The following is a 25,213-nucleotide window of genomic DNA, read 5'->3' as shown; positions in this document are numbered from 1 at the left end:
GTTTGAGCTAATTTTCCAATCAAGGCGACAGGAAAATTAGCTCAAGAGGCGAGTGCCTATTACCAGATTTTGGCGTGCACCCCGACCCGAATGGTACGACCGAACGCGTCATACAACTGCGGGAAGGTATTAAACCACGCGCCGCTGCCAGCATCGGCATAGCCGACCTTCGGAGGCGTTTTATCCATTAGATTCTGCACGTTGAAACGCAGTTCAACGTCTTTTGTAATCGGATAATTAAGCGCCAGATCGAAGTAGCTGGAGGCCGGCAGCTTCGGTATCAGAGGATAGCTATCCGTATTGTTCCACGACGGCGCGCTTGCCAGGGGGGCATTGGGCGCAAGCTTCGAGTTTGTGGTGGATGAGGCATAACGCCAGGCAAGCGTAAGCCTGCCCTTCCAGGGCATTCCCCAGCTGGCGGAGGCGTAGTGACGATATTTTGGCCATGGCGCATCGCAGTAGAAACCGAAATAGCCCAGGCAGGAATATACCGGCGCACCAGGAGCGAAGGCTTGATCATACCCGGTGAGGAAAGAACCGTTATAGGCGAGACCCAAGGATCCTAAGGCATGATCGCCGACCTTGAGCGCGGGGATATAGTAGTTCATGCTCAGGTCGTATCCCTTATTCCGCACGAATCCGGAATTTTGATACATTGCATTGATCTCGGTCACGGCTCCTGTTGTCGGATCCCGCTTGATGAGCCCGCAATAGAAATCTACGTGCTGATTGTAGCATTGATCCGCGACAATACCTGTCCGCACCCAGTTGAACGCGCCTTTGACGTTAATGTCATAATAGTCGAGCGTCAGGTTGAAATTGGGCAGGAATTTCGGCTGAAATGCCAGTCCAATCGTGGTGCTGTCTGAGGTTTCCGGCTGAAGGTTGGGGTTTCCGCCCGGACGGTACAGTACGGGGCAATATCCGTTGTTATCGCAGGCCTTGTAGTTCGACAACGCGTCATACTGCGCCTGCGTCATGCCAGAGCTCGAACATTGAGTGTAGCTGTATCTCTCCAGATTTGAGCCTGGTCCCGGAGGTGCACAATAGTCCCGGAATGTACCGGAATATGGGCTGGCCTGTTGCAGACGCTCAAGAACCCCTTGCCTGATGGCGCGATTGACGCTGGCGTGGAAGCCGAGACCGGGTACAATTATGTAGTTTACCTCCATCTTCCAGGTTTTCAGAGGGTCCTTGATGGACTTATATTTTGACAGTCGATAGCCACCGCTAATCGATAGCTGCTTGACGTAAGGAACATCCTGAATCAGCGGCACATCCAATTCGCCACCCAGTTCGTTCACACTGTCACTATTGTCGTAGCGCGACCACCAGGAATAAGCGCCGCTACCTTCTTCTGCGGCGCGGTTCCACCGGTGTTCAGCGACGACGGCGTAACCAACGGCGTCCGTGGCCCAAGGTGATTTTATACCGTAGGTTTCCAATGTGCCGTTGATAGCGCCCGTCGCTACAAATTGTTCGGTGATGACGCGGCTTCCGCCCGTTAGCGTAACGTATTTCCAAACATCGGGATTTGGACCTTTGGAACTAAAGACGTCGAACGGCACGCAGTTCGGATCGCTGCCGTCAACGACGGAGCGACAGGTCGGCACGCCATTTACATTTACGACGTCCAGAGCCTTCTTGTATAAATCCTTGGTTGCCCACCAATCAAAGATATCGGTGCCGAGATATTTTTCAGTCCGACGCGACCGTTGAACGCTCAGGTCGAAATTAAGTGCGCTGCTCATACGACCGGACAAATGGGCGGCCGCTCGAACATCGTAGGTCTTAATATTGTACTGGTTTGTGTAATCGGGCCTAAAGATCGCTGCATATAGGGTTCCGGTTTTTCCTGCCACGCCGGCGTCCGGTCCGCACAAAATTTGGGCTTGCTGAGCGCCGAGAAGTGGATTGTCGCAGGCCACATCGGCGCCATCAATATAGAAGTTGACGGCTTGCGCGTTTTGGCCACGCTGCTCGTAGCCAGTGGTCAAGAGGCTGGTGTCGAAGGTAATCTTATCGGTCAGGTTATAGGTGAAGAAGCCGCCTGCATTTAGCGTCTTCGTCTCTCGTTGCAGATAGTCGTTTTGCGGCGTCCGAACGATGTCGTTGACGTCATATGGACGCCACGTCCGCGATCCATCCTTGGCATTTGTATAGCCACCATCACCTGCACCGAACCAGTGGTACGGATTGTACTCACTGAACCCGCAAGACCAGGTATCGTTGGTCTGCATGTCAGGCACAGGTTGCACGTTCATGTACAAAGGACAGGCTGTACGATCAAACATGCTGAATTTCATAGGCTCGGAACGGCGGAAGCCAGCGAACAGACTTATGTTGCCCTTACCCCCGGCAATATTGTGGCCGCCGGCAATGGTCGTATAGGTTTGGGTTCCGCCCCACGCAACCTTCTTTGGCTGCGGATAGCCCCCGTCGGCTAATAGCTTTTCATAAAACGGATCGTCATTTGTACTCTCCTGAGTACTCATTTCCGAATCGATGACCAGCCCGTTAAATCGCTTTTTGACAATGAAGTTGATCACCCCGGCAATAGCGTCAGACCCATACACCGCCGAAGCGCCGCCTGTCAGAATGTCCACCCGTTCCACCAGCGTACCGGGGATGATATAGACATCATTGCTCATTCGCTCGCCGTTCAGGAGGGTGAGGGTGCGGCCAGCCCCCAGACGGCGAAGGTTTATACGTGCTGGCCCAAGGCGCGGGTCATTGCTGCCTTTTTCCCCCAACATGGGCGCAACCTGCGGCAGCGCACTCAAGGTGTCGTCAAGCCGTCCGGCCCCACGCGTTGACAGGAGGTCGCTATTGACGACCGTTACGCCGGGACGGCTACGGCGGATACGAGAGCCAGTGACCACGACTTCAGCGATATCTGAGCCCTGCTCCGCAGACGCATCCTCTTTTTTGTCCACCTTTTTCTTGGCTTTTCCCGCCTTGACCTTTTCGGCTGGCGCAGGCTGCCCCTCGGTGGCGTCCTGCGACGCGCCCGGTGAAAGCGGTTCGCTCGCAAAGGCTCCACCCGCGACACAAACACCCAGACACACAGCTATGGCCGTACTGTACTTCAATAATCTTGACATCGATATTGCCCCTTACCTCTCCACACGATTCAACTGGTGGTGCAACCGATGAAATAATATATATCGTATACTGTAAACTAGCGGTCATAGATTCGCCGCATCTGTGTCAATTCAGTCACAATAAATACCGGTGGACGGAAGGGCGTACTAATGTCGTTAATGCGGATCGACGGGGAATGTGAGTCCCCATTCCAAATTTGATTTGGATTAGATAATTCTCTTCATATTGTTGTTTTTAAATAATTTTTATTCCCGTCAACGCACACGCTTTTCGGGAAGCGTTGTTGAAAACGCTTGTGGCGCGGCTGAAACCGATTTGCTCGCGTGCCAAAAATTATTCGACGTCGATCAGCAAATTCTGGGTAATTGCTCACCGACCAGCATGTCAACGATGCGTGTTCCACCAAACGTCGTTCTCATCTCAACACGCGGCGTCTTGCCGGAATGCGCCTGGCCAATGATGACGCTATCGACGCCTTCCGGCACGCTGCGCATGGCCCCAAGGGCGGCTTCGGCTTCCGATGGCGGGACGAACAGGACCAGACGTCCTTCATTGGCAAGGTATAGGGGATCGAAACCCAGTATTTCGCAAAAACCGCGAATGTCTGCCTTTAGAGGCAAGGCCTGTTCGTCGAGCCTTATGATTAGATTGGATGCCGCGGCTATTTCATTGAGGGCGGAAGCTAAGCCCCCTCTCGTCGCGTCCCGGGCGCAGCGCAGGTTGGGCGCTGCCCTCATGGCCGCTTGCATCAGGGCATTAAGCGGTGCGCAGTCACTGATGATGTCGCTTTCCAACTGCATGTCACCGCGCGCCTGCAAGATGGTGGCGCCATGGTGACCCAAAAATCCGTTGACGATGGCGACGTCACCCGGCTGTACCTTGCTGGCCGCAAGCTCAACACCCGGGGCAATGACACCGACCCCAGCTGTCGTAATGAACACCTTGTCGGCAGCGCCACGCGGGACGACCTTTGTGTCGCCGGTGACAATGGCCACGCCCGCCCTATCGGCCGCATCGCGCATGGATTGAGCGATCGCGCGCAGATGTTCGATGTCCATGCCTTCTTCAATAATGAAGGCGGCGGACAACCATTTGGGAACCGCCCCGCCAACCGCGAGGTCGTTGACGGTGCCCCATACCGCCAGTTTACCGATATCGCCACCCGGGAACTCCAACGGATCGACAACAAAGCCATCCGTAGTGAACGCCAGGCGCCCACCTGCCCGGATCAGGTCGCCGGGGTCCAGCCGCGCCTGATCTTCCATATCGCCGGTTTCAGGATTGCGAAAACGGCTGACAAAGACGTCCTCGATCAGGTCTCGCATGGCCTTGCCACCGCCGCCGTGAGCCATGGTTACGGTCTTAGAGGTGATTTTGTGGATATAGGGCTTGTTCATGCGGCCGGTCGTTCGCCTCCGTACTGGAAATAGGCGGCGCACGCGCCTTCCGATGACACCATCAGCGCCCCCAGCGGATGTTCGGGCCGGCATTCAACGCCGTATTTAGGACAGGCCAGCGGTTTGATCTGCCCCTTGATGACGTCACCGCATCGACAGCCCTCCGGTTCTCGGCCCGAGGCCTCACCCAGGGCATATCCGACACAGAACCGGACTTCGGCGTCGAAGTCGCGAAAGGCATCGCGAATTTTGACGCCTGAGTTTTCGATCTCGCCCAGGCCGCGCCAGTCAAAACTGGCCCGCACCTCAAATACGGTGTCGATGGCTTTCAAGGCGGCAGGATTTCCGTTTTCGGGGACGATGCGTGCATACTGGTTTTCGATTTGTGCCCGCCCGTCGACAATCTGCTGCAAGACCATGGCAACCGCCTGTAGCAGATCTAGTGGCTCGAACCCGGCAACGACGAGCGGCTTGCCAAAGACATCGGCAACGAAATTGTAGGGAGCGTTGCCTATCACCATTGAGACATGCCCCGGTCCGACGAAGCCATCGATACGCATGTCAGGATCGGACAAAAGGGCGCGGATCGGGGGCGGGACGAGGACATGATTGCAGAAAAGTGTGAAGTTACGCACGCCTTCGCCATGGGCGCGCAGAAGCGTCACGGCCGTCGCCGGCATTGTGGTCTCGAAGCCGAGGCCAAAGAAGACCACTTCACGATCGGGATGGCGGCGCGCCAGGGCCAGAGCATCCAAGGGCGAATAGACCATGCGGATATCGCAGCCCTCAGCGCGGGCCTGCATCAGGGATTTACGCGTTCCCGGCACCCGCATGGCATCGCCGAAAGTGCAAAAGATCACACCCTCGCGCTCGGCGATATCGACACAGTCGTCGACCCGGCTCATGGGGAGAACGCAGACCGGGCACCCCGGGCCATGAATGAATTCAAGACCTTCGGGCACCATCCGATCCAGACCATAGCGGAAGATGGCATGGGTGTGCCCCCCGCAGATTTCCATGATGTACAGCGGCTTTTCGCGGGTCCCCCCCGCTTCCGTCACAAGTCGCGAAATCCGGTCAAGTAGCGCACCCGCCAGCTCGGGGTCACGAAATTCGTCGAGATATTTCATTGGCTTGCCTCAAGGGACACCTGGCTATCGCGCATCGCGGCCAGTTCGGCCTCGGCGTCCCCCAGGGCAGCCAGGAGCTCCAGCGTCGTCCGCGCCTCGTCTTCATCGATGATACTCATGGCAAACCCGACATGAACCAGCACCCATGCCCCCACCAGGTCGTCAAGATTGTCGCCCGCAACACAGGTTAGGTCCGCTTCGCGGCGCACGCCGGAGATATCGACCATGCCCATGCAATGGTCAGGATCGGAGATAGCCACTATTTGGGCCGGAATACCTAGGCACATTGTCAGACCTCCCGGCCAAGTTGGCGCGTGGGCAGGGCGACCACGCGATCGTCAACTGCGGAAATACGGCCGTCAGAGATGCCATAACGGTCAAGCTTTGCCCGCAGTCCGACGCGCGACAGCCCCAGTTCTTCAGCGGCCCGCGATTTGTTCCAGCGATGGCGGATGAGGGTTTCGCGCAAAATGCGCGCCTCCATGCGCTCGACCCGGTCCTTAAGATCACCGCCACCGCCCAACATGGCTTCGGCGACTTCATCCGGAACCGCTTCGGGGCCTTCGGCGTGAAGGATATGGGTGTCGATAAGTTCCGCCCCCAACGTGGCCGTTCCACTCAGCATCAACATGCGCGCGATCTGATTTTCTAGCTCGCGGATATTGCCGGGCCAGGCATAGCGACGGAGCACGGCCAGTGCTTCACGCGTGAAACCCGCCACCGGTTTACCGTAGCGCAGCGTCGCCCGCTGGAGCAGTTCGGTCGCAATGGCGGCGATATCTTCCCGGCGATCGCGCAACGGCGGCAAGAGTATGGGGCTGACGGCCAGGCGATAATAGAGGTCTTCACGAAACAGGCCCGCCGCGACATCGGCCTTTAGATCTCGCCGCGTCGCCGCAAGGATACGCACATTGACAGTGCGCGGGATGTTCGAGCCGAAGGGCCGGATTTCGCCCTCTTTCAGGAAGCGCATCAGCTTCATCTGAAATGTCGGACTGATATCGGCGATGTCGTGTAAAAGCACCGTCCCGCCGTGTGCCTGTTCAAACAAACCGACCCGGCTTTCCGTTGCGCCGACAAAGGCGCCTTTGCGGTGTCCGAACAATTCGCTTTCGAGCGCCTCATCGCTGAGGCCCGTACAGGTTGCGGCAAAAAACGGAGCGGCCTGGCGCGGACTGCCATAGTGAATGCCGCGGGCGATCAGAGACTTTCCCGTCCCGGTTTCGCCCTGGATAAGAACTGGAATATCGAAGCCTGCCACCTTTTCGGCCAGCGCACACGCCGCGTTCATGGAGGAATGCGCCCCGCGGATCACCGTCTGGAAGCTGAAGGCGTCCTCGGCCTGAGCCTGCCGGGCCTTGAGGCGATCTTCCACCGCCGGCGCCACCATGCGCAGTTCGAGCATCAGACGCTCGTTGTCGTGCTGCAACCGGTTAAGTGCCAACCCGTTTCGCGCCGCCAGTATCAGTTCGTCCGGGTGCCAGGGCTTGGCGATGAACTGATAGATGCCTGACTCATTCACCGATCTGACAATGTCCTCGACATCCGTATAACCCGTGATCAGGATGCGCACGACATCGGGCCAGCGTTCGCGCACCTGGGTCAGAAAATCGACTCCGGACATGCCAGGCATGCGTTGGTCGGAGATGACAACGCCGATCCATTCATTCTCGAGCAATTCGAGCGCCTGCGCGGCACTGGTCGCCGTCAGTACCCGAAATTCGTCCTCGAGATTGAGCTCTATGGCTTCTACGGAGCGGATTTCATCATCCACGACCAGAACGGCGGGCACAATATCCATGATGGGGCTTCCTAAACGTGGCTGCGCGCTGCGCGCAGGTCGGCAAGCCGGGCTTCGGCATCGGAAATCAGGCGTTCGAGCCCAACAACCTGCTGAGCGCGAATCCAATCTATCCATGCGTCCATCCCCTCACCCGTGCGGGCGGACAGACGTATGACGGCGATGTCAGGATTGACACGCCGGGCATTGGCCTCACAGGCCTCAATATCAAAATCCAGGTGAGGCAAAAGGTCGGTCTTGTTCAGGATCATGAGTTTTGCCGCGGCGAACATATCCGGATATTTCAACGGCTTGTCCTCACCCTCCGTGACCGACAAGATCGCCACCTTGGCGGCCTCGCCCAGATCAAAGGCGGCCGGACAGACGAGATTGCCGACGTTTTCGATGAAGAGAACGGATTGCTCGTCCGGCGCTAGGTGATCTATGGCGTGTCCGACCATATGGGCATCGAGATGGCATCCTTTACCCGTGTTGATCTGAAGCGCACGCACGCCCGTCGCTCTGATACGATCGGCATCATTGGTGGTTTGCTGATCGCCTTCGATAACGGCGACGGGAATCCTGCCCTCCAGCTTTCGGATCGTTTCGACCAGCAGCGTGGTCTTGCCTGAACCTGGGCTGGACACCAGATTGAGCGCCAGTATGGACGCGGCCTCGAGCCTGTGCCGGTTTTCCTGCGCGTAGCCATCATTCTTGGCGAGGATATTGGTTTCGATCTCAATCATCCGGGCCTGCGACAGGCCCGGTGCATGGGCATGGGCGGGACCCGAGCCGTAGTCCAGGTCGCCTGACGCGCCGTGTTGGTGATCGTGGTCGTGATGGGCATGATCGTGACCCTCATCATGTCCGTGGTCGTGATCGTGGTGATGCCCATGATCATGTTGATGTCCATGGTGGAGACCATGACCGTGCGCCTTATGGCCGTCTTCCATCTTAGCGCCCTCACCAGAACACCCGCATACTGTACACATCAGATCACCTCCATATCTTTGATACGCAACTCGTCTCCACCGGTTACCCGGATACGGCCGCTGCCGCATACTGGACAATCGCTAACACGACTGTCGGTATCGAACCCGGTGTCGCAACCGAAACACCACGCCTTGCCGGGCAAGCTGAGTATGTCCAGTTCCGCGCCTTCGGCACAGGTCCCACGTGTCACGACGTCGAAACCAAACCTCAAGGCCTCTATCTCGACGCCACCGAAGCAGCCGATTTCCAGGCGCAGCCGCAAAACCTTGGTGAAGTCATCGCTGCGGGCATGGGCTTCGATGGTCTGAACGAGGCTTTCACAGATCGACATCTCATGCACCAGCGCCTCCCTTTGTCGTGCCGGCAGGCGTCGACGAAATCCTGATCGCGACACAGGGGTTTGCGCAAGCCAAGGCCAGGTCGAAAACAGATTTTCGCACGCTCACCGGAGACCGCCAAGCTGAAACCAAAAGGCCTTTCAGTGAACCGTCCCGTATCATACGCTCAGTTGGCGTATCGATGCTATAGGCTGTGATACGTCCATTTGAGATCACCGCACGGTGTACAAGACGGCCGCGTGCCGCCAGTGCCCATCCTTCACCCGTCGCATCGCTACCGTAACATCCGCCGCACTGGTCAAGCCGCAATTGGTCGCACAACATCAGGGCCGCGGCAAGACGATGCTCCATACGCTCCAAAAGGCTCTGATTGTCCCAATAACCCCAGTTTTCATTCCAGTTTGCGACAACGGATATCGCCCGATTTCCAAATACCTGGAGAGCCTGCGCCAATTGCGGTAACTGGTCGGACCTAAGTAACGACAACCCTCGCAGTGAGTCCGCGTCAGGCACTCCGCGCAGGGCGACTGACCAGTCACGCAAGATAACCAGGGCTTGTTCACGCAGGTCGTCGCGCAGGAGATGTCTTGGCCAGTCCATCTCAATCGGCGCTTCCATGGCCATGGCCGCAGCCAGCCGATGGGCAGACGGACACAGGTTGAAAAGAAGCGGCAGTAACGCCATGGCCTGTACGGTCGTCTTGCCTATGACGGTCACAGCCGGGTTTGCCCCGGCTGGTGCACGCAAGGACAATGGATCCCCCGGGTTGTCATCGTCGATATCTATACGCAACTCGGCCGACATCAGCTCAATCTTTCGCCGCGTCGACCGCCGATGGAGAATCCAAACCGGACGGCGTCGCGGACATAGCGCTTCGGTCGGACATTCCCCCCGTAAACAAAGCCCGTCGCGACGGTGTGACGGTCCATTTTGCGTTTGCGGCCCGGCTCGCATCCTCAATCGCCGCGCCTTCTAAGACAGGTTCTGCAACAGACGTAGGCTCGACGGGATCTGGAGTGGTCATAGCACTCAACTCCAGTTCGCGATGCGCCCGGATATCATCGACATCATAGACCTCGTCGCGGTGCGCGGCATCGAACAAAGAGATCAGGATAGCGCGGGCGACGTCCGTCGCATGAAGCTGATTGGGAAACTCGGTCATGGGTGAAAACAGCGAGCACGCCAGGTAAGGTCCGGTTGTGCTTCGATCGTTGAAAACGAACTCATAGTCACCCGACGGAAAGGACAGAATGCGCTTGTCCCCGATGTGCATTGTCCGCCAATCCTCGTCGGGGGCCGGCATGACGATGAGGTTCATGCACCAGGGAGCAACGAGAACCCCAAGCACGCGTTGGCCAAACGGTCGAAAGCCTACGGCTTCGACGCTGAGCGAAGCGTTGGACATCGGCGTGTCGCGCATCTTGTTGAGGTAGACTTCACGGAACGCCGCTGCCAGGGCTTGGCCTCTGGCCGTCGCCTGACGCGCGACGGTATCCGCCCCCGCCGATACAGCTGTATTTGAAGGGGCGTCTTCTTCCGACAAAACGACCATGAACTGGTCGCGCGCCCCATCGCACTGCGGGCAACACCAATCGCTGGGCAATCGTGAGAACGGCGTGCCCGGCTCGATCTGACGGACGTCATCACCTAAGACCGGGTCGTAGGTATACCAGCAAATCTTGCATTCGAGCACCGCGTCATCCGTCAGACGACTGTCGTCCCCGGCAAAAGAGCCTTCGAAACGATGGGCCAGACTCATGTCAAAGCCTCCGAAACGTTCTTCAGACGAGATGCCGTGTCACGGATATCCTCCACCGCAGCACAGGCGACGTCGGGAATATCGGTAATTTCGATCGTGTCCAGAATGAGTATGTCCTGAGAATTATAGTAACGGACACGCCAGACGTGCGGATGGGCGCAGCGGTCAATGCGGCAATTGCCATAGCCGCGGGACAGAATGGTCACGCCCCCGCGTCCCAGAACCAGATCGAGATAGTCGAGATCCTGAGGCGTATGTGGCAAAAGCGTAAGGTTGATGACGTGACTGTCGCCTTGCGGGTTTTCCACATGGTCGAGAATTTCGGTTATAATCGCCGGCGCATTGACGACGCCTGCTCCGGGTTGCGGCAAATCCGACAGACGCACCTGGGGCGCCATAAGGACGGCATCGGGGATCGCCCCGATCTCGATATGTTCCCGGCCCTCACGCATGATGCGCCAAACGCCGGTGAATACCGATTCCTGGATTTCCACACGCTTGGGGTGATCAATGACGATAGAGACCTCGCCCTCGCCCAAGACCTCGCGCAGAACAGCCTGATTGGCGGCATCGAGATGGTCATAGGTCGCCGCCTGGGCGCCACCGCTCGCCGTCCAGGCCAGTGCCTTGTCAGCCAGTTGGGACAAGAACGCAACAGCGCCATGCGCAACGGCGGGGTCTTCGAGGTAGGGAATATGCGGGCTGAAGGTCTGCATACCTGACGGCATGGCGAGGTAGTTTAATTCCTCCCCGTCTTCCGCGCCCGGCTGAGTGCCAGGACCAAAACCTTGAGGGGGAAACATGAAATTGGCCATTGGGATCTCAATGCGTCAAGGAAGGGGATGGGAGATCGAGCATGCGGTGCATTTCGACAAGATATTCATTCCAGTCGCGTACCTTTGGCAGGGCGACGCGCATGCGTCCCGCTTCGACAAAGATCAGGGCTGGCGTCGCCCAGACGTCGAAGCGGTGCCGAACCTCCTTTTCCAGATCGCGGTCAACCACTCCCGTCCGAAAGGCGCCCGGGAAGGTTTTTATGAGCTCTGGAACAATGACGGCCATGTCGTCGGACTCAAGGTTGGTCGCAGGATCACCCGTCACCACCAAGGCGCCGACACCCGGTGCTAAGATAAACGCGTCCAGGCTCGCGGCATCAAGGCGTGCGCAGCCATGGCGCGTAATCAACTGTTCGATAAGCGGGCTGGACATGGGCTGGTCTCCAAAACTCTATACTGTGGTGCGACCCGAGAGGCGGGCGGCTTCCATATGTGGGGGCAGGCTGGGTGCGCTATTGGTCAGGTCGGGGAAAAAGCGATCGAGGTTTGCGCCCTCGGTCGCGGCTTCGAGGGCCGCAAGCGCATCGCAGATTTCCGCCGCCTTCTCATCGCTCAGAACCTGTCGAGACGCGCCGAGGAACACGAGCACCCACTGATTGACCTGGACGTCGGGGGTCAGACTGATATCCACCTGGGTTTTAACGCCGCGGTCTTCGCAACCGGCCAGGTCAAGGCCGTTGGTGACGTAAACCTTCATCGGACGGCCAATGCACATTAGTCGCCCGCCTGAATATCAATGAAGCGAGGGTCGCCTATGCGACAGGCTTCGGCCGCCGAAGGCCGCTCGGTTTCATAAAGGGCGCGGTCTAAGGCGTCGGGTCCAAGCGCTTCGACCGGGGCTTGGCGGCGCCGGACTGTCGCCCCTAGCGCCTCAAGTTCTGCCAGGGCACTCGCGATCGCGGGCTCAATGGCCGCGTCAACGATTGGGCGTAACGAGCCGCCGTAATCGTCAATCTCAGCCGGTTGAACGCCGATCAGCACGCGTCGCCTGGGCTTCCAGCCGAGAAATTCGGCAGTCGCCAGGACTTCCTGAAACCCGGTCTGGTGCAACGACATTTTCTTGGCGCCCATGAAGGCCGGAACCTCTTCGTCACATATGATCTTAAGCGTGCCAGGCGGCAGGCCGTAATCGATCGCATCGAACAGGATCAGAGCGTCACAAGCCTCGACATGCGGCAAAAGATACAGGCCCTGGGTGCCACCATCCATAACTGACACAGTCTCCGGGCAATCATAGAGCGCGTTGAACGTCTCCACGGCCCTGACACCAAAGCCCTCATCGGCCCAAAGCACGTTGCCAATGCCCATTACCAAGATGCTTACTGTATTGTGGGCGGTCATTCGGGATCATCATCCTTGAAGGTGCGCTCGCCAGAAATCATTGTCGAAACAAGGCTCTGGCGTGACATGATGTCTTCGCGGATAGCCACGTAAACATGGATGATGATGAAGGCGATGATGAACCACATACCCAGATGATGCAGGGTATGGACGTCCTGACTTTGACCGGCGAGCGGGATGACCCAGCCGAAGACCCGGCTCGCCCAGCTTCCGGCTTGCTCGCCCTCGCCGTAAAGGGCAAAGCCCGTAAAAATCATCCAGATCGAACCGAGTACGATAAAGACGAACATGGCGATTTGGGCCAGCGGATTATGCCCGACATATTTCTTCGGCCGCTTTTCGAGAAACAGATACCAGCGCAGCTCGAACAGGACCTCTTTCCACCACGCCGCGCTCTTTACGGGCACAATGAACATTTGGCGGGCATGGCTGTTGCCGACAAAGGCCCAATAAATCCGAAACAGGAAGCCAATGGCAAAAACGTAGGCGGCCGTGAAATGGGCGAAGCGGATATAGCCCATCAGAAAGCTTGAGGAGGGATCGCCGGGCTGGGACGGCAAGGGGGAGCCGATCAGAAAACCGGTGATGGCCAGGACAACAATAGCCGCGGCATTTGTCCAGTGCCATAGGCGCAGGGGCGCTTCGTAGACATAGACCGAAGTCACATGTGACGACTGGACGCCATGCGTCGGACCAAACCCCGACGGCGGATCACTTTTGCGGTTGTCAGACATCCCCTTGCGCTCCTAGCTGGCGAGTAAAACAAGACCGGCGACAGCCACCACGCCGCCGACGAGCGGCGCGGCGTGGCGTAGCCGTCCAGCCCAAACGCCCATCAGACCCCCGGCCAGATGGAGCAGGCTTGTCGTCACCGCAAAACCGATGACAAACGGCAAGGCGCTGCCCCCGGCTTCGCGGGCATGGGCATAACCGTGGAAAAGGCCTGCTGCCGCGCAGACGGCCCCAGCGGCAATGACCGGCAATCTGTCCCGGAAGACCAGGCCTGCGCCAATGGTGCATAGGCTAAGCGCAATGGCGGCCTCAAAACCCGGCAGATTGATGCCGGAGAACCCAAGCAGCGCGCCCACCAGCATACCCATCACGAAACCCGCAGGTAGCCAAAGGCCTTTGCGTTGGCTGTATTGAGCGGCCCAGAAACCAACCGCGACCATGGCGAGCAAATGATCGGCGCCGGTTAAGGGGTGGATCAGGCCATCCAGGGCGGCGGCCACCGGCCCCTCCCCGTTCAAATGCCCAGGGTGCGCCAGGGCGGGCGTTGCGGCTAAGGCCGACAGCGCGGCAACCCAATATATAGGCTTCTTCATGTGCTATATGCCTTTCAGCGAACGGTTACAGTGACCAAATCCGCCCCGTCTTCGCTCATCACGTGCGTAGAACAGGCCAGACAAGGGTCAAAGGAATGCAGGGTGCGCAGGATTTCGACAGGTTCTTCCGGCCGCGCCATGGGGGTTCCGAGAAGCGAGGCTTCGAACGCGCCAATATTCCCTTTGGGGTCGCGCGGTGAACCGTTCCAGGTGGTCGGCACGACGCACTGGTAGTTTTCGATCTTGCCGTCCTTGATGCGGATCCAGTGGCCAAGCGCGCCGCGCGGGGCCGCCACTGTGCCATATCCCTTGGCTTCCTTCGGCCAGGTCTTTGGGTCCCACTTTTCGATATTGGCGGTCGAGGAATCGCCATTCTTGATGCTGGCGATGAGGCCAGCGTAGTCGTCGAGTCCCATCTCTGCGGCGTATTGGCACTCCAGCGCCCGCGCCAGGGTACGACCGATGGTGGACGGCAGGGCTTGCTTGGGTGTCAGGCTGGTGCCCGCCAGTTGGTTGAAGGCGGCCAGCGAGGTATCGACCTGATTTTTCACAAAATCGACGCCCTTGGCATAGGCGATAATGTAGCGCGCCAAAGGCCCGACTTCGACGGCGTGGCCGCGCCAACGGGGCGATTTTATCCAGGAATATTTCGCCTCTTCATCAAGCGCCTGAATATTGGTTTTCGTCCCGACGGACTTGGGCCCAAGTTCATAATGGGGCTCAGTGACGCCGTCCCACGGATGAAGGCCCTTGGCCTCGTCCGGGTACTTGTACCATGAATGCTGTACGAATTCCTGGACCTGTTCCGGGTCGGCAGGATCGATCGGGAAGACCTCGTTCCAATTGCCGTTGAGGATCACGCCGCCCGGCAGCTTGTCCGTTGACTTGTCGCCCTTGACCGTGGCGTAGTCACCGTAATCCATGACGTTCTTGGCAGACAGTCCGCCGCCATAGAGCCAGCCCTTGTAGAAGGAGGCGATGGCGATCACGTCGGGAATATAGACATTGACCGTAAAGGCCAGGGCTTCCTGGAGCCGCGCCTGCACGAAATTGAGGCGCTCCATATTCAAAGGCGCCCCGGCCGCCATGTCACCGTCAATATTGATAGCGCAGGGCACGCCGCCGACCATGTAGTTCGGATGCGGGTTCTTACCGCCAAAGATCGTATGGACCTTCACGATATTCTTCTGGAAGTCGAGCGCTTCCAGATAGTGCGTGACCGCCATCAGATCCGCTTCAGGCGAGAGCTGATAGGCTGGGTTGCTCCAATATCCGTTTTTGAAAATCCCCAGTTGGCCCGACTCGACAAACTGCTTCAAACGGGTCTGAACATCGCGGAAATAGCCTGGCGACGAATTGGGATGGCTGGGCGAGACCATCTGTTGCAAGGCCGATGTTGCCTTGGGGTCTGCCTTGAGGGCGTTGACCGGATTGACCCAGTCGAGCGCATGCAAATGATAAAAGTGGACGATGTGATCGTGAATTTGCAGCACCTTGGCCATGATCTCGCGGATCAGGTAGGCGTTATGCGGAATATCGATGCCGAGCGCATTTTCAACGGCGCGCACCGAGGCCAAGGCGTGGCAGCCCGTGCAGACCCCACAGATGCGTTCCACGAAGGCCCAGGCGTCGCGTGGATCACGGCCCTTTAGGATGACCTCTAGACCGCGCCACATGGTCCCGGTCGAGACGGCGTTGCGAATAATATTGTTGCTGTCAACATTGACTTCGCAACGCATGTGACCTTCGATGCGCGTGACCGGATCGACGACGATGCGGCGGCCGCCATTATCAAGCTGGAACCCATCGGGCGTTTGATGCAGTGACATTTAGTGCGTATCCATTTTTTGGACAGACTTGCTGGCCGATTTCGTTTGAGCGCGTTTGAGCGCCGAGATGGCGGCGTGAACGGCAACCGTGGCGCCAATCGCGCCGGCAACGGTGCCTCCGATCTTGTCGGCATTGGCTTCAACGCCGAAGGCATGGATGTCGGTCAGACGGGCGTACCATGATCCCTTGTCCCAGAAGCCTTCTTCGGAACAACCGATACAGCCGTGACCGGCCTTGATGGGGAAGCTGGTGCCCTCGTTCCACTGCACGGTCGAGCAGGCATTGTAGGTCGTAGGCCCTTTGCACCCCATCTTATAGAGGCAATAGCCGCGCCGGGCGCCCTCGTCGTCGAAATGCTCAACGAACTGACCGGCGTCAAAGTGCGGACGGCGATAGCATTTATCGTGGATGCGCTGAGAATAGAACATTTTCGGCCTTCCGGTGCGGTCGAGCTCCGGCAGACGGTCGAACGTCAGCATGTAGGTAATGACCCCGGTCATAACCTCGGCAATGGGCGGGCAGCCGGGCACCTTGATGATCGGCTTGTCAGTAATGACCTTGTGCACCGGAACGGCTCGGGTCGGATTGGGCCGCGCCGCCTGGACGCAGCCATGACTGGCGCAGGACCCCCAGGAGATGATGGCCTTTGCGTTTTGCGCCGCGTGTTTCAACTGCTCGACGAAGGGCTTGCCGCCAATAATACAGAACATCCCGTCTTCGTTGAGCGGCGGATTACCCTCGACCGCCAGGATATATTGCCCCTTGTACTTTTCGATGGTGTCTTCCAGCGCGGCCTCCGCCTGATGTCCGGCTGCGGCCATCAAGGTGTCGTCATAGTCGAGCGAAATCATCGAAAGGACGACGTCCTTTACGAGCGGGTGGGCCGACCGAATGAAGGATTCGGAACAGCACGTGCATTCAAGCCCATGCAACCAGATCACCGGCGTACGCGGCTTGGTCTCCATCGCGTGCGCAATGCGGGCGGTGTAGAGCGGGCCAAGCCCCAGGGCGGTGGCCGTCAAAGAACAGAATTTCAAGAAGGACCGGCGGGAAATTCCCTGCCGGCGCATTACGTCATAAAAGGTTTCCAGTTGAGCCATGGATATTCCCCTGCCACTATTCGAGATAGTTAGCACGGTGACTTGCCAGCTCTCAATCGCTAATTATTTTACACAACAAGTATTTTAAAATGATAAAAAACAATAACTTAAAATTTCGCTATCGCAGCAATTCGAATACAATTCTTCCGATTGACTGGCCATAAATGGAAGATTATCTTCCACTAATAACGCGAATTATTCGCAATAATGGCCGCCGCCACGGCTACTTGGCCAAAAGCGAGTCCGCCGTCATTGCTGGGCACCTGGCGATGAGTCAAAACGGTCAGGCCCCGGCCCTGCAAAGCTTCGATAAGCAGTGACAACAGGAGGCGGTTTTGCATGACGCCTCCCGACAGGGCGATGGTGCCAACTCCATGTTTTTGCGCCAGAACTGAGGCAAGTGTCGCTGACGACTGGGCAAGGCCCGCATGAAAACGCCAGGATATCTCGCCCGCAGTTGCGCCCTGTACCACATCGGCCTGCAGGACCCGCCACATAGGCGCCGGGTCGAGACAGAGATGCCCTTTATGTTCACGGATAGTGAGCGGATAGGCCGACGACCATTCCCCCGCAATAGCCAGGCTTTCCAGTTGCATGGCCGCCTGCCCCTCGAAGCTGACCGCGTCGAAGCTCAGGTGTAAAGCCGCGGCAACGGCATCGAACAGGCGCCCTGTGGAGCTTGTCATCGGGCTGTTCAGCCCGGACCGGATTTGGGCGCACACAGGTGCGACCGGCTTGTCGCGAAGGGCGTCTTCCAGTCCCAACCGGTTGAGTCGCTCGAGCCCCTCCTCTTCGCCAAACGCCGCGACCATCTGCGCCAGGAGGTTGCGCCACGGCGCCCGCGCCGCCGCCTCTCCTCCCGGTAATGCGACAGGCTTCAAGCAGGCCAGACGTTCGACGGTGAGATAGTCGCATAGCAACCATTCGCCACCCCAAACGGTGCCATCGTCGCCATATCCCGCGCCGTCGAAGGCAAGCCCCAGCACTTTCTGGCCGCCCGACGGCCAGCCGTTTTCAGCCATGCAGGACGCGATATGGGCGTGATGATGCTGAACGCGAATAAGCGGCAGACCCGCGGTCGCTGCCAATGCCTCGGCCTTTTCTGTAGACCTGTATTGAGGATGCAGATCGCAGGCTATGGCCTGCGGCAAATGGCCGAACAACTCGGTATAGTCGTCTATGGCTTTTTCGAATTCGTCATAGGTCAGCGCGTCTTCGAGATCGCCCAGATGGTGGGACAAGATCGCCTCGCCGCCGCCATCGCCATCGCCAAACGTGAGACAGATGGCCGCCTTCAGTTCGCCCCCCAGGGCCAGGATTGGCCCCGCCTTGCGCAATCCGTGGGGCATGTCGAGGGGAGCCGGTGCAAACCCGCGGGCCCTGCGGTGAACGCGCAGTTCACCGGCATCTATCGAGGCAACCGAATCGTCCAGGCGCCGGGCGATCTCGCGATTGTGCATCAGGAAGCTGTCCGCAAATAGGGACAATTTTTCCAAGGCTTCGTCGTCGCCGATGGCCTGTGGCTCGCCACTGACATTGCCACTGGTCATAACCAGCGGCCTGCCAACGCCTTGGCAGATCAGGGCATGGAGCGGTGTGTAGGCAAGCATCCAGCCCACACGCTCAAGCGACGGCGCAACCGACGAAGCAAGACCTCTTTTGCCATCCATGAGCACAATTGGTGCAGCCTGATCCGACAGCAACAAGGCTTCAAACTGGGTCGGACTGGAATAAGCACGCAGCATGGCGAGATCGGCCGCCATCACGGCAAAGGGCTTATGAGGCCTTCGCTTACGCGTCCGCAAGGTTGCGACAGCCTGCTCATTGGTCGCATCGCAGGCGAGATGAAATCCCCCCAGCCCCTTTATAGCAACGATCTTGCCTGCCTTAAGCGCACTTACCGCCTCTTCAAGCGGGCGATCAAGGTGCGGGCCACAGTCCGGGCAAGCGATAGGCTGAGCGTGAAACCGCCGATCGGCAGGATTGCTATATTCACCAGAACACGCCGCGCACATGGTGAAAGACCGCATACGGGTCGCGGCACGGTCATAGGGTATGGAATCAATGATTGAGAACCGCGGGCCACAGTGCGTGCAATTGGTGAACGGGTAGGCAAAACGTCGCGCGGCCGGATCGTCAATCTCTGCGGCACAGGCGCTGCACAGGGCCGCATCCGGTGTAATTCCGGTGCGCCGCGTCCCGCCCTGCGTCTCCACGATCGTAAACCCCGTAGGCGAAAAGGGCGCGATCGGCGCGCGTTCAATAGAGGCGATACGCGAAAGCCGGGGCGCCTCGGCGCTCAGGGCGGCAACGAAACCCTCAAGATCATTACCCGTCGCCCTGATGATGACGCCCTCGCCATCGTTGCTGACCTCGCCCCTTATCCCAAACCGCGCAGCCAACTGCCAGACGAATGGCCTAAAGCCAACGCCTTGCACCGTTCCCCTGACTCGGATTCGTTCAGCGCGCGTCAATGGACTGTGCACACCATACACGGGTCGAAGGATCGCACGATATGCTGCACGCTCAGTGGCGTTTGCTCCCCATCGGTAACACGTGCCCCGACCAGGGCCGCCTCCAGGGCTCCGGGAACGCCCTGGCCGTCTCTAGGCGAAAAATTCCATGTCGTGGGCGCAACGATCTGATAGCCGGCAATGCGGCCATCGCGGATGGTCAGCCAATGGCCCAACGATCCACGCGCGGCTTCACATAGGCCTGTAACTTGCGCAAAATCAGGTATTTGTGCCGGAGAGATAAAGTCCGACGCGACCTCGATATCCTTTATCCACCCCTCGCAAGCCACGACGCTCAAAGCGAGTTCGAGCGCGCGACCCACGACACGCGCTCGTACATTGGCGCACCCGTCGTGCAGAAGCGCCGGCGCCAGCGGGTGACCGTCAATGAGCTGACGGGCGAAGGCCCCCACCTCGACCGTCCGTCCATCATAGCGTGGCGCCTTGCACCAGCTATAAGCTTCATCGCGCATGGCTTCGTCAGGTATCGTGGATCCGTCAAAGGGATGGCTGGTTTCACCCAGCATCCAGCTATGCGACAAATCCTCCACGATACGTCGGGTATCGAGTATGCCCGGCATGCCGTCGAAGTTTAGTCCGGCCTTGAACAGATGTGTCCCCGCGACTTCGTACGCGCCGTAGGACATGAACCTAGGGGCGCCCGGGCCAAGACGGCCCAAGTCCAGATCTTCGGAAATCCGCAAGAAGAGCCCGATGTGGCCTCTGCTCCATGCCTCCAGAGCCTCTCGCGAATTCAAGGCAATAAAGGACTCCAGGCTTGCCCCGACCAGATTCGCCTCCAGCCAGTGACGGAACGCACGCATGATGGCCAGGCATCGTACGCGATCGCGCGCATCGGGCGCCTTGGTGACGCCGCCAGGCTGAATCGATAGGGTATGGGGCCATTTGCCGGCCAACAGCCCCATGATGGTGAGAAGCTGCGCCCTTGCATCGACAGCCTGCCGGACAGCAACCCCGGTTTTTGCTTGAAACAGGCGGCTGATCTCGCCGTGCCAAGCCCAGCCAGAATAGGCCTGGCGGGCGAAGTCGGCCATGAAGAACAGATAGAAATGGGTCAGGTGATCCGCCATATTCTCAACGGCGTGCAGCAGCGATGTCACGCGCTCACCGTTGATCGGGGGCGAAATCCCGGCCGCCGCTCCAAGCGCCCGCGCCGCCGCAACGGATTGGGACACCGAGCAGATTCCGCAAATACGCGGAACGATGGTCAAGGCGTCGCGCGGGTCCTTGCCTTCGAGTATGCGCTCAAAGCCTCGGAAAAGGGGCGAATTGACGTAGGCCGCCCGGACGGCATCCCCTTCGATGTCGAGCCGAATTTCCAGGTCGCCTTCAACGCGGTTGAAAGGTCCGGCAAGGATGCGCCGCGGGGCAGTCGATTCAGTCATTTGAGAGGGGAATCTTTGACGGAGGGCGCCTCGATCAGGCGATGCGACGTCGCGTTGACGCGCAAACGCCGGGGCGTAGCCGCTTTGGACAAGGACGCCAGGGCGATGAACCACGCCTTTGGCATATCGGTTGGCAGTCCGATCGGGATGTTTCCGATTTTCGGGGTTTGGGTGAAAACCCGGTTTGGCTCCTCGAATTCTGGCGCCGTGCAATTTATGCAGGGGTAGCCGCCGCGCGTGCACGAACCTTCGCCATTCCAGGCGCGAGTATTGCAGTCGCCGTGCGCCTGGGTGCCGACGCACCCCAGGTTTTCCATCATGCACCCAAGCTCGGACAGGTGCATCGCACTGGCCTTGAATTCATAATACTCGTTGCGCGAACAGCCGTGGTGAACCAGGTGGTCTGCGTAAAAGCGCGGCCGTCTTAAGGGGTCAAGGTCTTCGGCGCGCAAACTCTCATCCGCCAGCATCATGAAGGTCTCCAGCACCCAATTGGGATGGGTGGGGCAGCCTGCGACATTGATGACAGGTAGTCCCGCCCCGGCGCGAAAAGCATCGCCAAGCGCGCCCCCAGGTTGGTAGCCTTCATATTGCAGACCGCAGGCATCGGTAATGTTGGCGCCGGCGGACGTAATACCGCCGAAAGCCGCACATGTGCCCACCGCCACAACATGCTCTGCCAAGGGCGCCAGATCACGTAACCAGTCGATCATCGGTCGCCCCGTCCCCGCCAGCATGTGGAAACGTCCCGTGTTATTCGGGCCACGCATAACCGAACCTTCGAAACACAAAATATCCAGCTTGCGGCGGCCGGCGCAGATATCTTCCAGCAAACCGATAACCTCGTCGCTGCTTTCCTCGCTGAGCGAGGGATGCCAAAGCATTTCAAGGCCAAAGTCATCCAGTACGCTGAACAGGTTCGGTGTCTGCGCGCACAAAAGCGACATCGTGCACCCGCCGCAGCCCCCCGATTGTAGCCACAGAACCGTTTTCTTACGCATCGGTTCCCGCTCCTTCGATCGGCAGGCAAACTTCGAAGAGCGCGCCGCCGCCCTCGGCATTGCTTGCGCTCAATCGCCCCTCATGATCCGCGACGATCCGGTAGCTGATCGACATGCCCAGCCCCGTCCCCTTACCGACCGGCTTAGTGGTGAAAAACGGTTCAAATAGTTTGTCGCGAACATCATCGCTGAGGCCCGGACCATTATCGGAAATGCGCAATACGGCGTTTGCGCCTTCGCTTCCCAACTGGATTGAGATGCGTGGGTTTTGTACGGTTTCGGTTGCATCCACCGCATTTTGGATAACGTTCATTACGACCTGCTGAATATGGCCTGACCGGCCCGTCACCATAAGGGCATTAGGCATGGCCCAGTCGATGACCAGATCCGGTCTTTGCGTACGCGTCACCCACCCCACGGCGGTCTGAACCGTGGCGACGAGGTCGAAAGGCTCGGGTGGCGCGCGGCCCGTGCCTGAAAATCGCCGTAACTGTTCCACGATATCGCGAACGCGCTCTGCGCCTTCCAAAGCGCCAGACGCCGCGTCGCGGAGGCGCGCGACCGTTTTACCAAGTTTTAGGCTGTGACGGAGTGTTACGAGCTCTTCGCGAGTCGCCCCTTGTTCGACGACATTGAAATAGGTTTCCAATCGATCGACATATCGTTCCAGGGCATGGGCATTGCCATAGACGAAACTGATCGGGTTATTCAGTTCGTGTGCCACGCCAGAGACCAGGCGACCCAGCGACGCCATTTTTTCGGAATTGACCAATTGCGCCTGCGCGTCTTTCAATTGATCGTGCGCCAAATTCAATGCAGAATAGGCTGTGCGAAGCTCGCCGACATGCCGGCCAATAAGGACAACCCCTAGCAATCGCCCCCGTGCGTCGCGTCGGGGCGACGCCGAAACCTCAAATGGCGCCTCGCCATCTGTGGTGTGCAGAACGATTTCCTCGGATACGGCGGGCGCTGCCTGAGACGCACGGCCGAGCATGGCCTTGAGCGCCTCATGACTGAAGCTTGCGACAAGATCGAAGACCGTACCGGTTCCTGTGGAGCCGTCTGGAAGACCCGCCAGACGCGCCGCCGTCTTGTTCAACTGAATGACGAGGCCATTTCGATCACAGACGATCAGAATGTCAGTCATGGATTCAAGAACGGAATCCATGAACTGGCGCATCGCTTCCAGATCGGCGTTCTTCTTTTCGAGCTCGACCTGGTAGTCGATCAGGCCCGAATAGGTCTGGTCCATCTGACGGATCACATCAAGCCAAGCGGCTTCCGACACAGGGATCGTGTCTGAACTGGCATCGGCGTGATGAGCGTTTCGGGTCATTGACGACAACCTAACGCAATCGACGCCAGGTCGCCAGTACTGCTTCAAAACTCAGGTCGCTGTAGCCAATACCGACATGCCGGGACGCCCCTCCAAGATGAGGTGTCCCGGCAGCCAGACCAATTAGGTCGCAGGTGAAAACGCTTTTGCGAACAAGCGCGACAGCCGGTCGGCAAAGGCGCGTGGGTTGGCGGGCTTGTCACCCTCCAGAATGCGCGCTTCGTCCAACAAGAGCCAGGCTGCGTCTTCACGGGCGCTGTCGCTGGTGTTCTGAGCTATGCTCTTCACACGTTCATTATGGGGATTGATCTCAAGAATGGGCTTCGAGACGGTTTGCAAACGCCCGGCACCTTGAAGGATTTTTTCAAGCTGGCGGTCTGGGCCGTGCTCTGGCGCGACCAGGCAAACCGCACTTTCTGTCAGGCGCGTAGAGAGACGAACATCGGCAACGTCGGCTTTTAGGGCTTCGCGCGCATAGTCGATGAAGGCGGCCACATCGCCGGAGGCTTCCGGCTTTTCTGGAGCGTCCGGATCGTCCGCAGCTACAGCGTCCAGGTCAGTAAGCCCCTGGGTGACCGACTTGAACGTCTTACCGTCGAACGACTGATTGGCGGGTGCCCAGAAGCTGTCCACCACATCGGTAAGCAGCAGGACTTCTATGTCCTTGGCGCGGAAACCTTCCAGTTGCGGCGATGCCTTGAGTTGCTCAAGATTGGTGCCAGCGATGTAGTAGATGGCCTCCTGGCCTGGCTTCATGTCCTTCACATAGTCCGCCAGGCTGCGGCGACCGTCCGTCGCAACCGTCGTCTTGAACCGCGACAATTTCAGCAATTGCTCCTTGCGTTCAAAATCGTCGTAGATGCCTTCCTTCAGGATGGCGCCAAACAGATCCCAGACCTTGTCAAAGGTCTCCGTCTCACTTTCGGCGAGGCCTTCCAAGGCCGTCAGCACCCGTCCGGTCACGCCCTTGCGTATAGTCGCCAGAACGGGGCTGTCCTGAATCATCTCTCTGGAAATGTTGAGCGGCAGGTCCGACGTATCGACAACGCCGCGAACGAAGCGCAGATACCGCGGCAATAGCTCGGCGTCGTCGGTGATAAAGACGCGTTTGACATACAGTTTCATGCGCCCGCTGCGGTCGGCATCGAACAGGTCGAAGGGTTGCGTGCCGGGTACGAAGGCCAATGTCGTGTATTCGTAACGCCCTTCCGCACGGAAGTGGACGTTCATCAAAGGCTCATCATATTGCCCGGAAACGCCGCGGTAGAAATCGGTGTATTCAGCGGCGGAAATCTCCGCCTTGGGTTTGGTCCAAAGCGCTGCGCCGTCAGTCACCTCGGACGATTCCGCGCCCTCCTTCTCGATGAGATGGATCGGGACGGGCACATGGCCGGACTGCTCACGGATGATCTTTTCTACCGTCCATTTTCCGGTGTAGGTTTTAGCCTCTTCCATCAGGTGCAGAACGACCCGAGTGCCACGTACAGGCGCCCGATCGATCTCAACCGGACTCAGGTCATAGCTTCCCTTGCCGTCAGACGACCACATCCAGGCCTCATCCTGCCCGGCACGGCGCGACACCACGTCTACGCGCTCAGCCACCATGAAAGAGGAATAGAAGCCAACCCCGAACTGTCCGATCAGTTCGGCCTTATCACCCGCCTTCGCGGCTTCGATTCGCTCCATAAACTGGCGCGTGCCGGAGCGTGCGATCGTGCCCAGTGCATCGATCATCTCCTCCCGGCTCATGCCGATGCCGTTGTCCTCGACAACGAGGGTTCGCTTGTCTTCGTTCAATGAGACCAGTATGCGCGGCGGCGCACCATCGGCGTTAAGCGCTGCATTGGACACGGCTTCGTAGCGCAGCTTTTCGCAGGCATCCGCCGCATTGGAGATCAGTTCCCGCAGGAACACGTCCTTATCCGAATAGACGGAATGGACCATCATATGCAGAAGGCGGCTAACATCGGCTTCAAAGACATGTTGTTCCGGTTTTGGCGCGTCCACTGTCGTTGTCATAGCT

22 protein-coding genes are annotated in these 25,213 nt (G+C 58.6%); all 22 read right to left on the bottom strand.

What is annotated here, in order from left to right; all coding sequences use genetic code 11:
- Positions 1-59: 59 nt before the first annotated feature.
- Positions 60-3,104 carry a TonB-dependent receptor domain-containing protein gene (locus AEAC466_RS28890; protein ID WP_081714563.1) on the bottom strand — a complete coding sequence of 1,015 codons (3,045 nt, stop codon included), beginning with the start codon at positions 3,102-3,104 and terminating at the stop codon, positions 60-62.
- A gap of 348 nt (positions 3,105-3,452) precedes the next feature.
- The gene (gene hypE / locus AEAC466_RS28885; RefSeq protein WP_023457262.1) at positions 3,453-4,502 is read right to left on the bottom strand and encodes a hydrogenase expression/formation protein HypE; all 1,050 of its coding nucleotides are present in this window, start codon (positions 4,500-4,502) and stop codon (positions 3,453-3,455) included.
- Positions 4,499-5,632 (bottom strand): hydrogenase formation protein HypD, encoded by a 1,134-nt coding sequence (gene hypD / locus AEAC466_RS28880; protein WP_023457261.1) that lies wholly within the window; start codon positions 5,630-5,632, stop codon positions 4,499-4,501. Before hypD ends, hypE begins: the two co-directional genes overlap by 4 nt.
- The gene (locus AEAC466_RS28875; protein WP_031238390.1) at positions 5,629-5,919 is read right to left on the bottom strand and encodes a HypC/HybG/HupF family hydrogenase formation chaperone; all 291 of its coding nucleotides are present in this window, start codon (positions 5,917-5,919) and stop codon (positions 5,629-5,631) included. The genes hypD and AEAC466_RS28875 overlap by 4 nt, the downstream gene beginning before the upstream one ends.
- 2 nt (positions 5,920-5,921) lie before the next feature.
- Positions 5,922-7,433 (bottom strand): sigma-54-dependent transcriptional regulator, encoded by a 1,512-nt coding sequence (locus tag AEAC466_RS28870; protein WP_023457259.1) that lies wholly within the window; start codon positions 7,431-7,433, stop codon positions 5,922-5,924.
- Between the two features lie 11 nt (positions 7,434-7,444).
- A complete protein-coding gene (hypB, locus tag AEAC466_RS28865; RefSeq protein WP_031238388.1) occupies positions 7,445-8,404 on the bottom strand; it encodes a hydrogenase nickel incorporation protein HypB in 960 nt (319 codons plus the stop codon).
- Positions 8,404-8,736 (bottom strand): hydrogenase maturation nickel metallochaperone HypA, encoded by a 333-nt coding sequence (gene hypA, locus AEAC466_RS28860; RefSeq protein ID WP_035429283.1) that lies wholly within the window; start codon positions 8,734-8,736, stop codon positions 8,404-8,406. The genes hypB and hypA overlap by 1 nt, the downstream gene beginning before the upstream one ends.
- Position 8,737: 1 nt before the next feature.
- Complete coding sequence (locus AEAC466_RS28855) at positions 8,738-9,547, bottom strand: hypothetical protein (RefSeq protein WP_023457256.1); 810 nt, start codon at positions 9,545-9,547, stop codon at positions 8,738-8,740.
- Positions 9,548-9,551: 4 nt separating this feature from the next.
- A complete protein-coding gene (locus AEAC466_RS28850) occupies positions 9,552-10,502 on the bottom strand; it encodes a [NiFe]-hydrogenase assembly chaperone HybE (RefSeq protein ID WP_023457255.1) in 951 nt (316 codons plus the stop codon).
- The gene (locus tag AEAC466_RS28845; protein WP_023457254.1) at positions 10,499-11,317 is read right to left on the bottom strand and encodes a hydrogenase expression/formation protein; all 819 of its coding nucleotides are present in this window, start codon (positions 11,315-11,317) and stop codon (positions 10,499-10,501) included. The genes AEAC466_RS28850 and AEAC466_RS28845 overlap by 4 nt, the downstream gene beginning before the upstream one ends.
- Positions 11,318-11,324: 7 nt before the next feature.
- A complete protein-coding gene (locus AEAC466_RS28840; RefSeq protein ID WP_023457253.1) occupies positions 11,325-11,711 on the bottom strand; it encodes a hypothetical protein in 387 nt (128 codons plus the stop codon).
- A gap of 18 nt (positions 11,712-11,729) precedes the next feature.
- Positions 11,730-12,053, bottom strand: a complete 324-nt coding sequence (locus AEAC466_RS28835) for a HypC/HybG/HupF family hydrogenase formation chaperone (RefSeq protein WP_023457252.1) — start codon at positions 12,051-12,053, stop codon at positions 11,730-11,732.
- Positions 12,053-12,679: a HyaD/HybD family hydrogenase maturation endopeptidase gene (locus AEAC466_RS28830; protein ID WP_023457251.1), complete on the bottom strand. Its 627-nt coding sequence runs from the start codon at positions 12,677-12,679 to the stop codon at positions 12,053-12,055. Before AEAC466_RS28830 ends, AEAC466_RS28835 begins: the two co-directional genes overlap by 1 nt.
- Positions 12,676-13,413, bottom strand: a complete 738-nt coding sequence (cybH, locus tag AEAC466_RS28825; RefSeq protein ID WP_023457250.1) for a Ni/Fe-hydrogenase, b-type cytochrome subunit — start codon at positions 13,411-13,413, stop codon at positions 12,676-12,678. Before cybH ends, AEAC466_RS28830 begins: the two co-directional genes overlap by 4 nt.
- A 12-nt stretch (positions 13,414-13,425) precedes the next feature.
- Positions 13,426-14,004, bottom strand: a complete 579-nt coding sequence (locus AEAC466_RS28820) for a HupE/UreJ family protein (RefSeq protein WP_023457249.1) — start codon at positions 14,002-14,004, stop codon at positions 13,426-13,428.
- A 14-nt stretch (positions 14,005-14,018) separates the two neighbouring features.
- The gene (locus AEAC466_RS28815) at positions 14,019-15,833 is read right to left on the bottom strand and encodes a nickel-dependent hydrogenase large subunit (RefSeq protein WP_023457248.1); all 1,815 of its coding nucleotides are present in this window, start codon (positions 15,831-15,833) and stop codon (positions 14,019-14,021) included.
- Positions 15,834-16,934 carry a hydrogenase small subunit gene (locus AEAC466_RS28810; RefSeq protein ID WP_023457247.1) on the bottom strand — a complete coding sequence of 367 codons (1,101 nt, stop codon included), beginning with the start codon at positions 16,932-16,934 and terminating at the stop codon, positions 15,834-15,836.
- Between the two features lie 182 nt (positions 16,935-17,116).
- Entirely contained in the window at positions 17,117-19,420 is a 2,304-nt protein-coding gene (gene hypF, locus AEAC466_RS28805) for a carbamoyltransferase HypF (RefSeq protein ID WP_052025070.1), read from the bottom strand.
- Positions 19,405-20,853, bottom strand: a complete 1,449-nt coding sequence (locus AEAC466_RS28800; protein ID WP_023457245.1) for a nickel-dependent hydrogenase large subunit — start codon at positions 20,851-20,853, stop codon at positions 19,405-19,407. Before AEAC466_RS28800 ends, hypF begins: the two co-directional genes overlap by 16 nt.
- On the bottom strand, positions 20,850-21,854 hold the full coding sequence (locus tag AEAC466_RS28795) for a HupU protein (RefSeq protein WP_031238383.1): 1,005 nt from the start codon (positions 21,852-21,854) through the stop codon (positions 20,850-20,852). The genes AEAC466_RS28800 and AEAC466_RS28795 overlap by 4 nt, the downstream gene beginning before the upstream one ends.
- Positions 21,847-23,190 (bottom strand): sensor histidine kinase, encoded by a 1,344-nt coding sequence (locus AEAC466_RS28790; protein ID WP_031238382.1) that lies wholly within the window; start codon positions 23,188-23,190, stop codon positions 21,847-21,849. The genes AEAC466_RS28795 and AEAC466_RS28790 overlap by 8 nt, the downstream gene beginning before the upstream one ends.
- Before the next feature lie 123 nt (positions 23,191-23,313).
- Entirely contained in the window at positions 23,314-25,209 is a 1,896-nt protein-coding gene (gene htpG / locus AEAC466_RS28785; protein ID WP_023457242.1) for a molecular chaperone HtpG, read from the bottom strand.
- Between the last annotated feature and the right edge of the window lie 4 nt (positions 25,210-25,213).

This window comes from Asticcacaulis sp. AC466 (assembly GCF_000495815.1).
Lineage (GTDB): Bacteria > Pseudomonadota > Alphaproteobacteria > Caulobacterales > Caulobacteraceae > Asticcacaulis.
The sequence above is the reverse complement of the archived record's forward strand: the minus strand, read 5'-3'. Positions and strand labels throughout refer to the sequence as shown.

Coding starts and splice junctions, on each gene's coding strand:
- AEAC466_RS28820 (WP_023457249.1), bottom strand. CDS start 14,004: ATGAAGAAGCCTATATATTGGGTTGCCGCGCTGTCGGCCTTAGCCGCA.
- hypA (WP_035429283.1), bottom strand. CDS start 8,736: ATGTCGATCTGTGAAAGCCTCGTTCAGACCATCGAAGCCCATGCCCGC.
- AEAC466_RS28835 (WP_023457252.1), bottom strand. CDS start 12,053: ATGTGCATTGGCCGTCCGATGAAGGTTTACGTCACCAACGGCCTTGAC.
- hypB (WP_031238388.1), bottom strand. CDS start 8,404: ATGTGTACAGTATGCGGGTGTTCTGGTGAGGGCGCTAAGATGGAAGAC.
- AEAC466_RS28815 (WP_023457248.1), bottom strand. CDS start 15,833: ATGTCACTGCATCAAACGCCCGATGGGTTCCAGCTTGATAATGGCGGC.
- AEAC466_RS28855 (WP_023457256.1), bottom strand. CDS start 9,547: ATGTCGGCCGAGTTGCGTATAGATATCGACGATGACAACCCGGGGGAT.
- AEAC466_RS28830 (WP_023457251.1), bottom strand. CDS start 12,679: ATGACCGCCCACAATACAGTAAGCATCTTGGTAATGGGCATTGGCAAC.
- cybH (WP_023457250.1), bottom strand. CDS start 13,413: ATGTCTGACAACCGCAAAAGTGATCCGCCGTCGGGGTTTGGTCCGACG.
- AEAC466_RS28790 (WP_031238382.1), bottom strand. CDS start 23,190: ATGACCCGAAACGCTCATCACGCCGATGCCAGTTCAGACACGATCCCT.
- AEAC466_RS28840 (WP_023457253.1), bottom strand. CDS start 11,711: ATGTCCAGCCCGCTTATCGAACAGTTGATTACGCGCCATGGCTGCGCA.
- AEAC466_RS28810 (WP_023457247.1), bottom strand. CDS start 16,934: ATGGCTCAACTGGAAACCTTTTATGACGTAATGCGCCGGCAGGGAATT.
- AEAC466_RS28800 (WP_023457245.1), bottom strand. CDS start 20,853: ATGACTGAATCGACTGCCCCGCGGCGCATCCTTGCCGGACCTTTCAAC.
- AEAC466_RS28890 (WP_081714563.1), bottom strand. CDS start 3,104: ATGTCAAGATTATTGAAGTACAGTACGGCCATAGCTGTGTGTCTGGGT.
- AEAC466_RS28795 (WP_031238383.1), bottom strand. CDS start 21,854: ATGCGTAAGAAAACGGTTCTGTGGCTACAATCGGGGGGCTGCGGCGGG.
- AEAC466_RS28870 (WP_023457259.1), bottom strand. CDS start 7,433: ATGGATATTGTGCCCGCCGTTCTGGTCGTGGATGATGAAATCCGCTCC.
- hypE (WP_023457262.1), bottom strand. CDS start 4,502: ATGAACAAGCCCTATATCCACAAAATCACCTCTAAGACCGTAACCATG.
- hypD (WP_023457261.1), bottom strand. CDS start 5,632: ATGAAATATCTCGACGAATTTCGTGACCCCGAGCTGGCGGGTGCGCTA.
- AEAC466_RS28850 (WP_023457255.1), bottom strand. CDS start 10,502: ATGAGTCTGGCCCATCGTTTCGAAGGCTCTTTTGCCGGGGACGACAGT.
- AEAC466_RS28845 (WP_023457254.1), bottom strand. CDS start 11,317: ATGGCCAATTTCATGTTTCCCCCTCAAGGTTTTGGTCCTGGCACTCAG.
- htpG (WP_023457242.1), bottom strand. CDS start 25,209: ATGACAACGACAGTGGACGCGCCAAAACCGGAACAACATGTCTTTGAA.
- AEAC466_RS28875 (WP_031238390.1), bottom strand. CDS start 5,919: ATGTGCCTAGGTATTCCGGCCCAAATAGTGGCTATCTCCGATCCTGAC.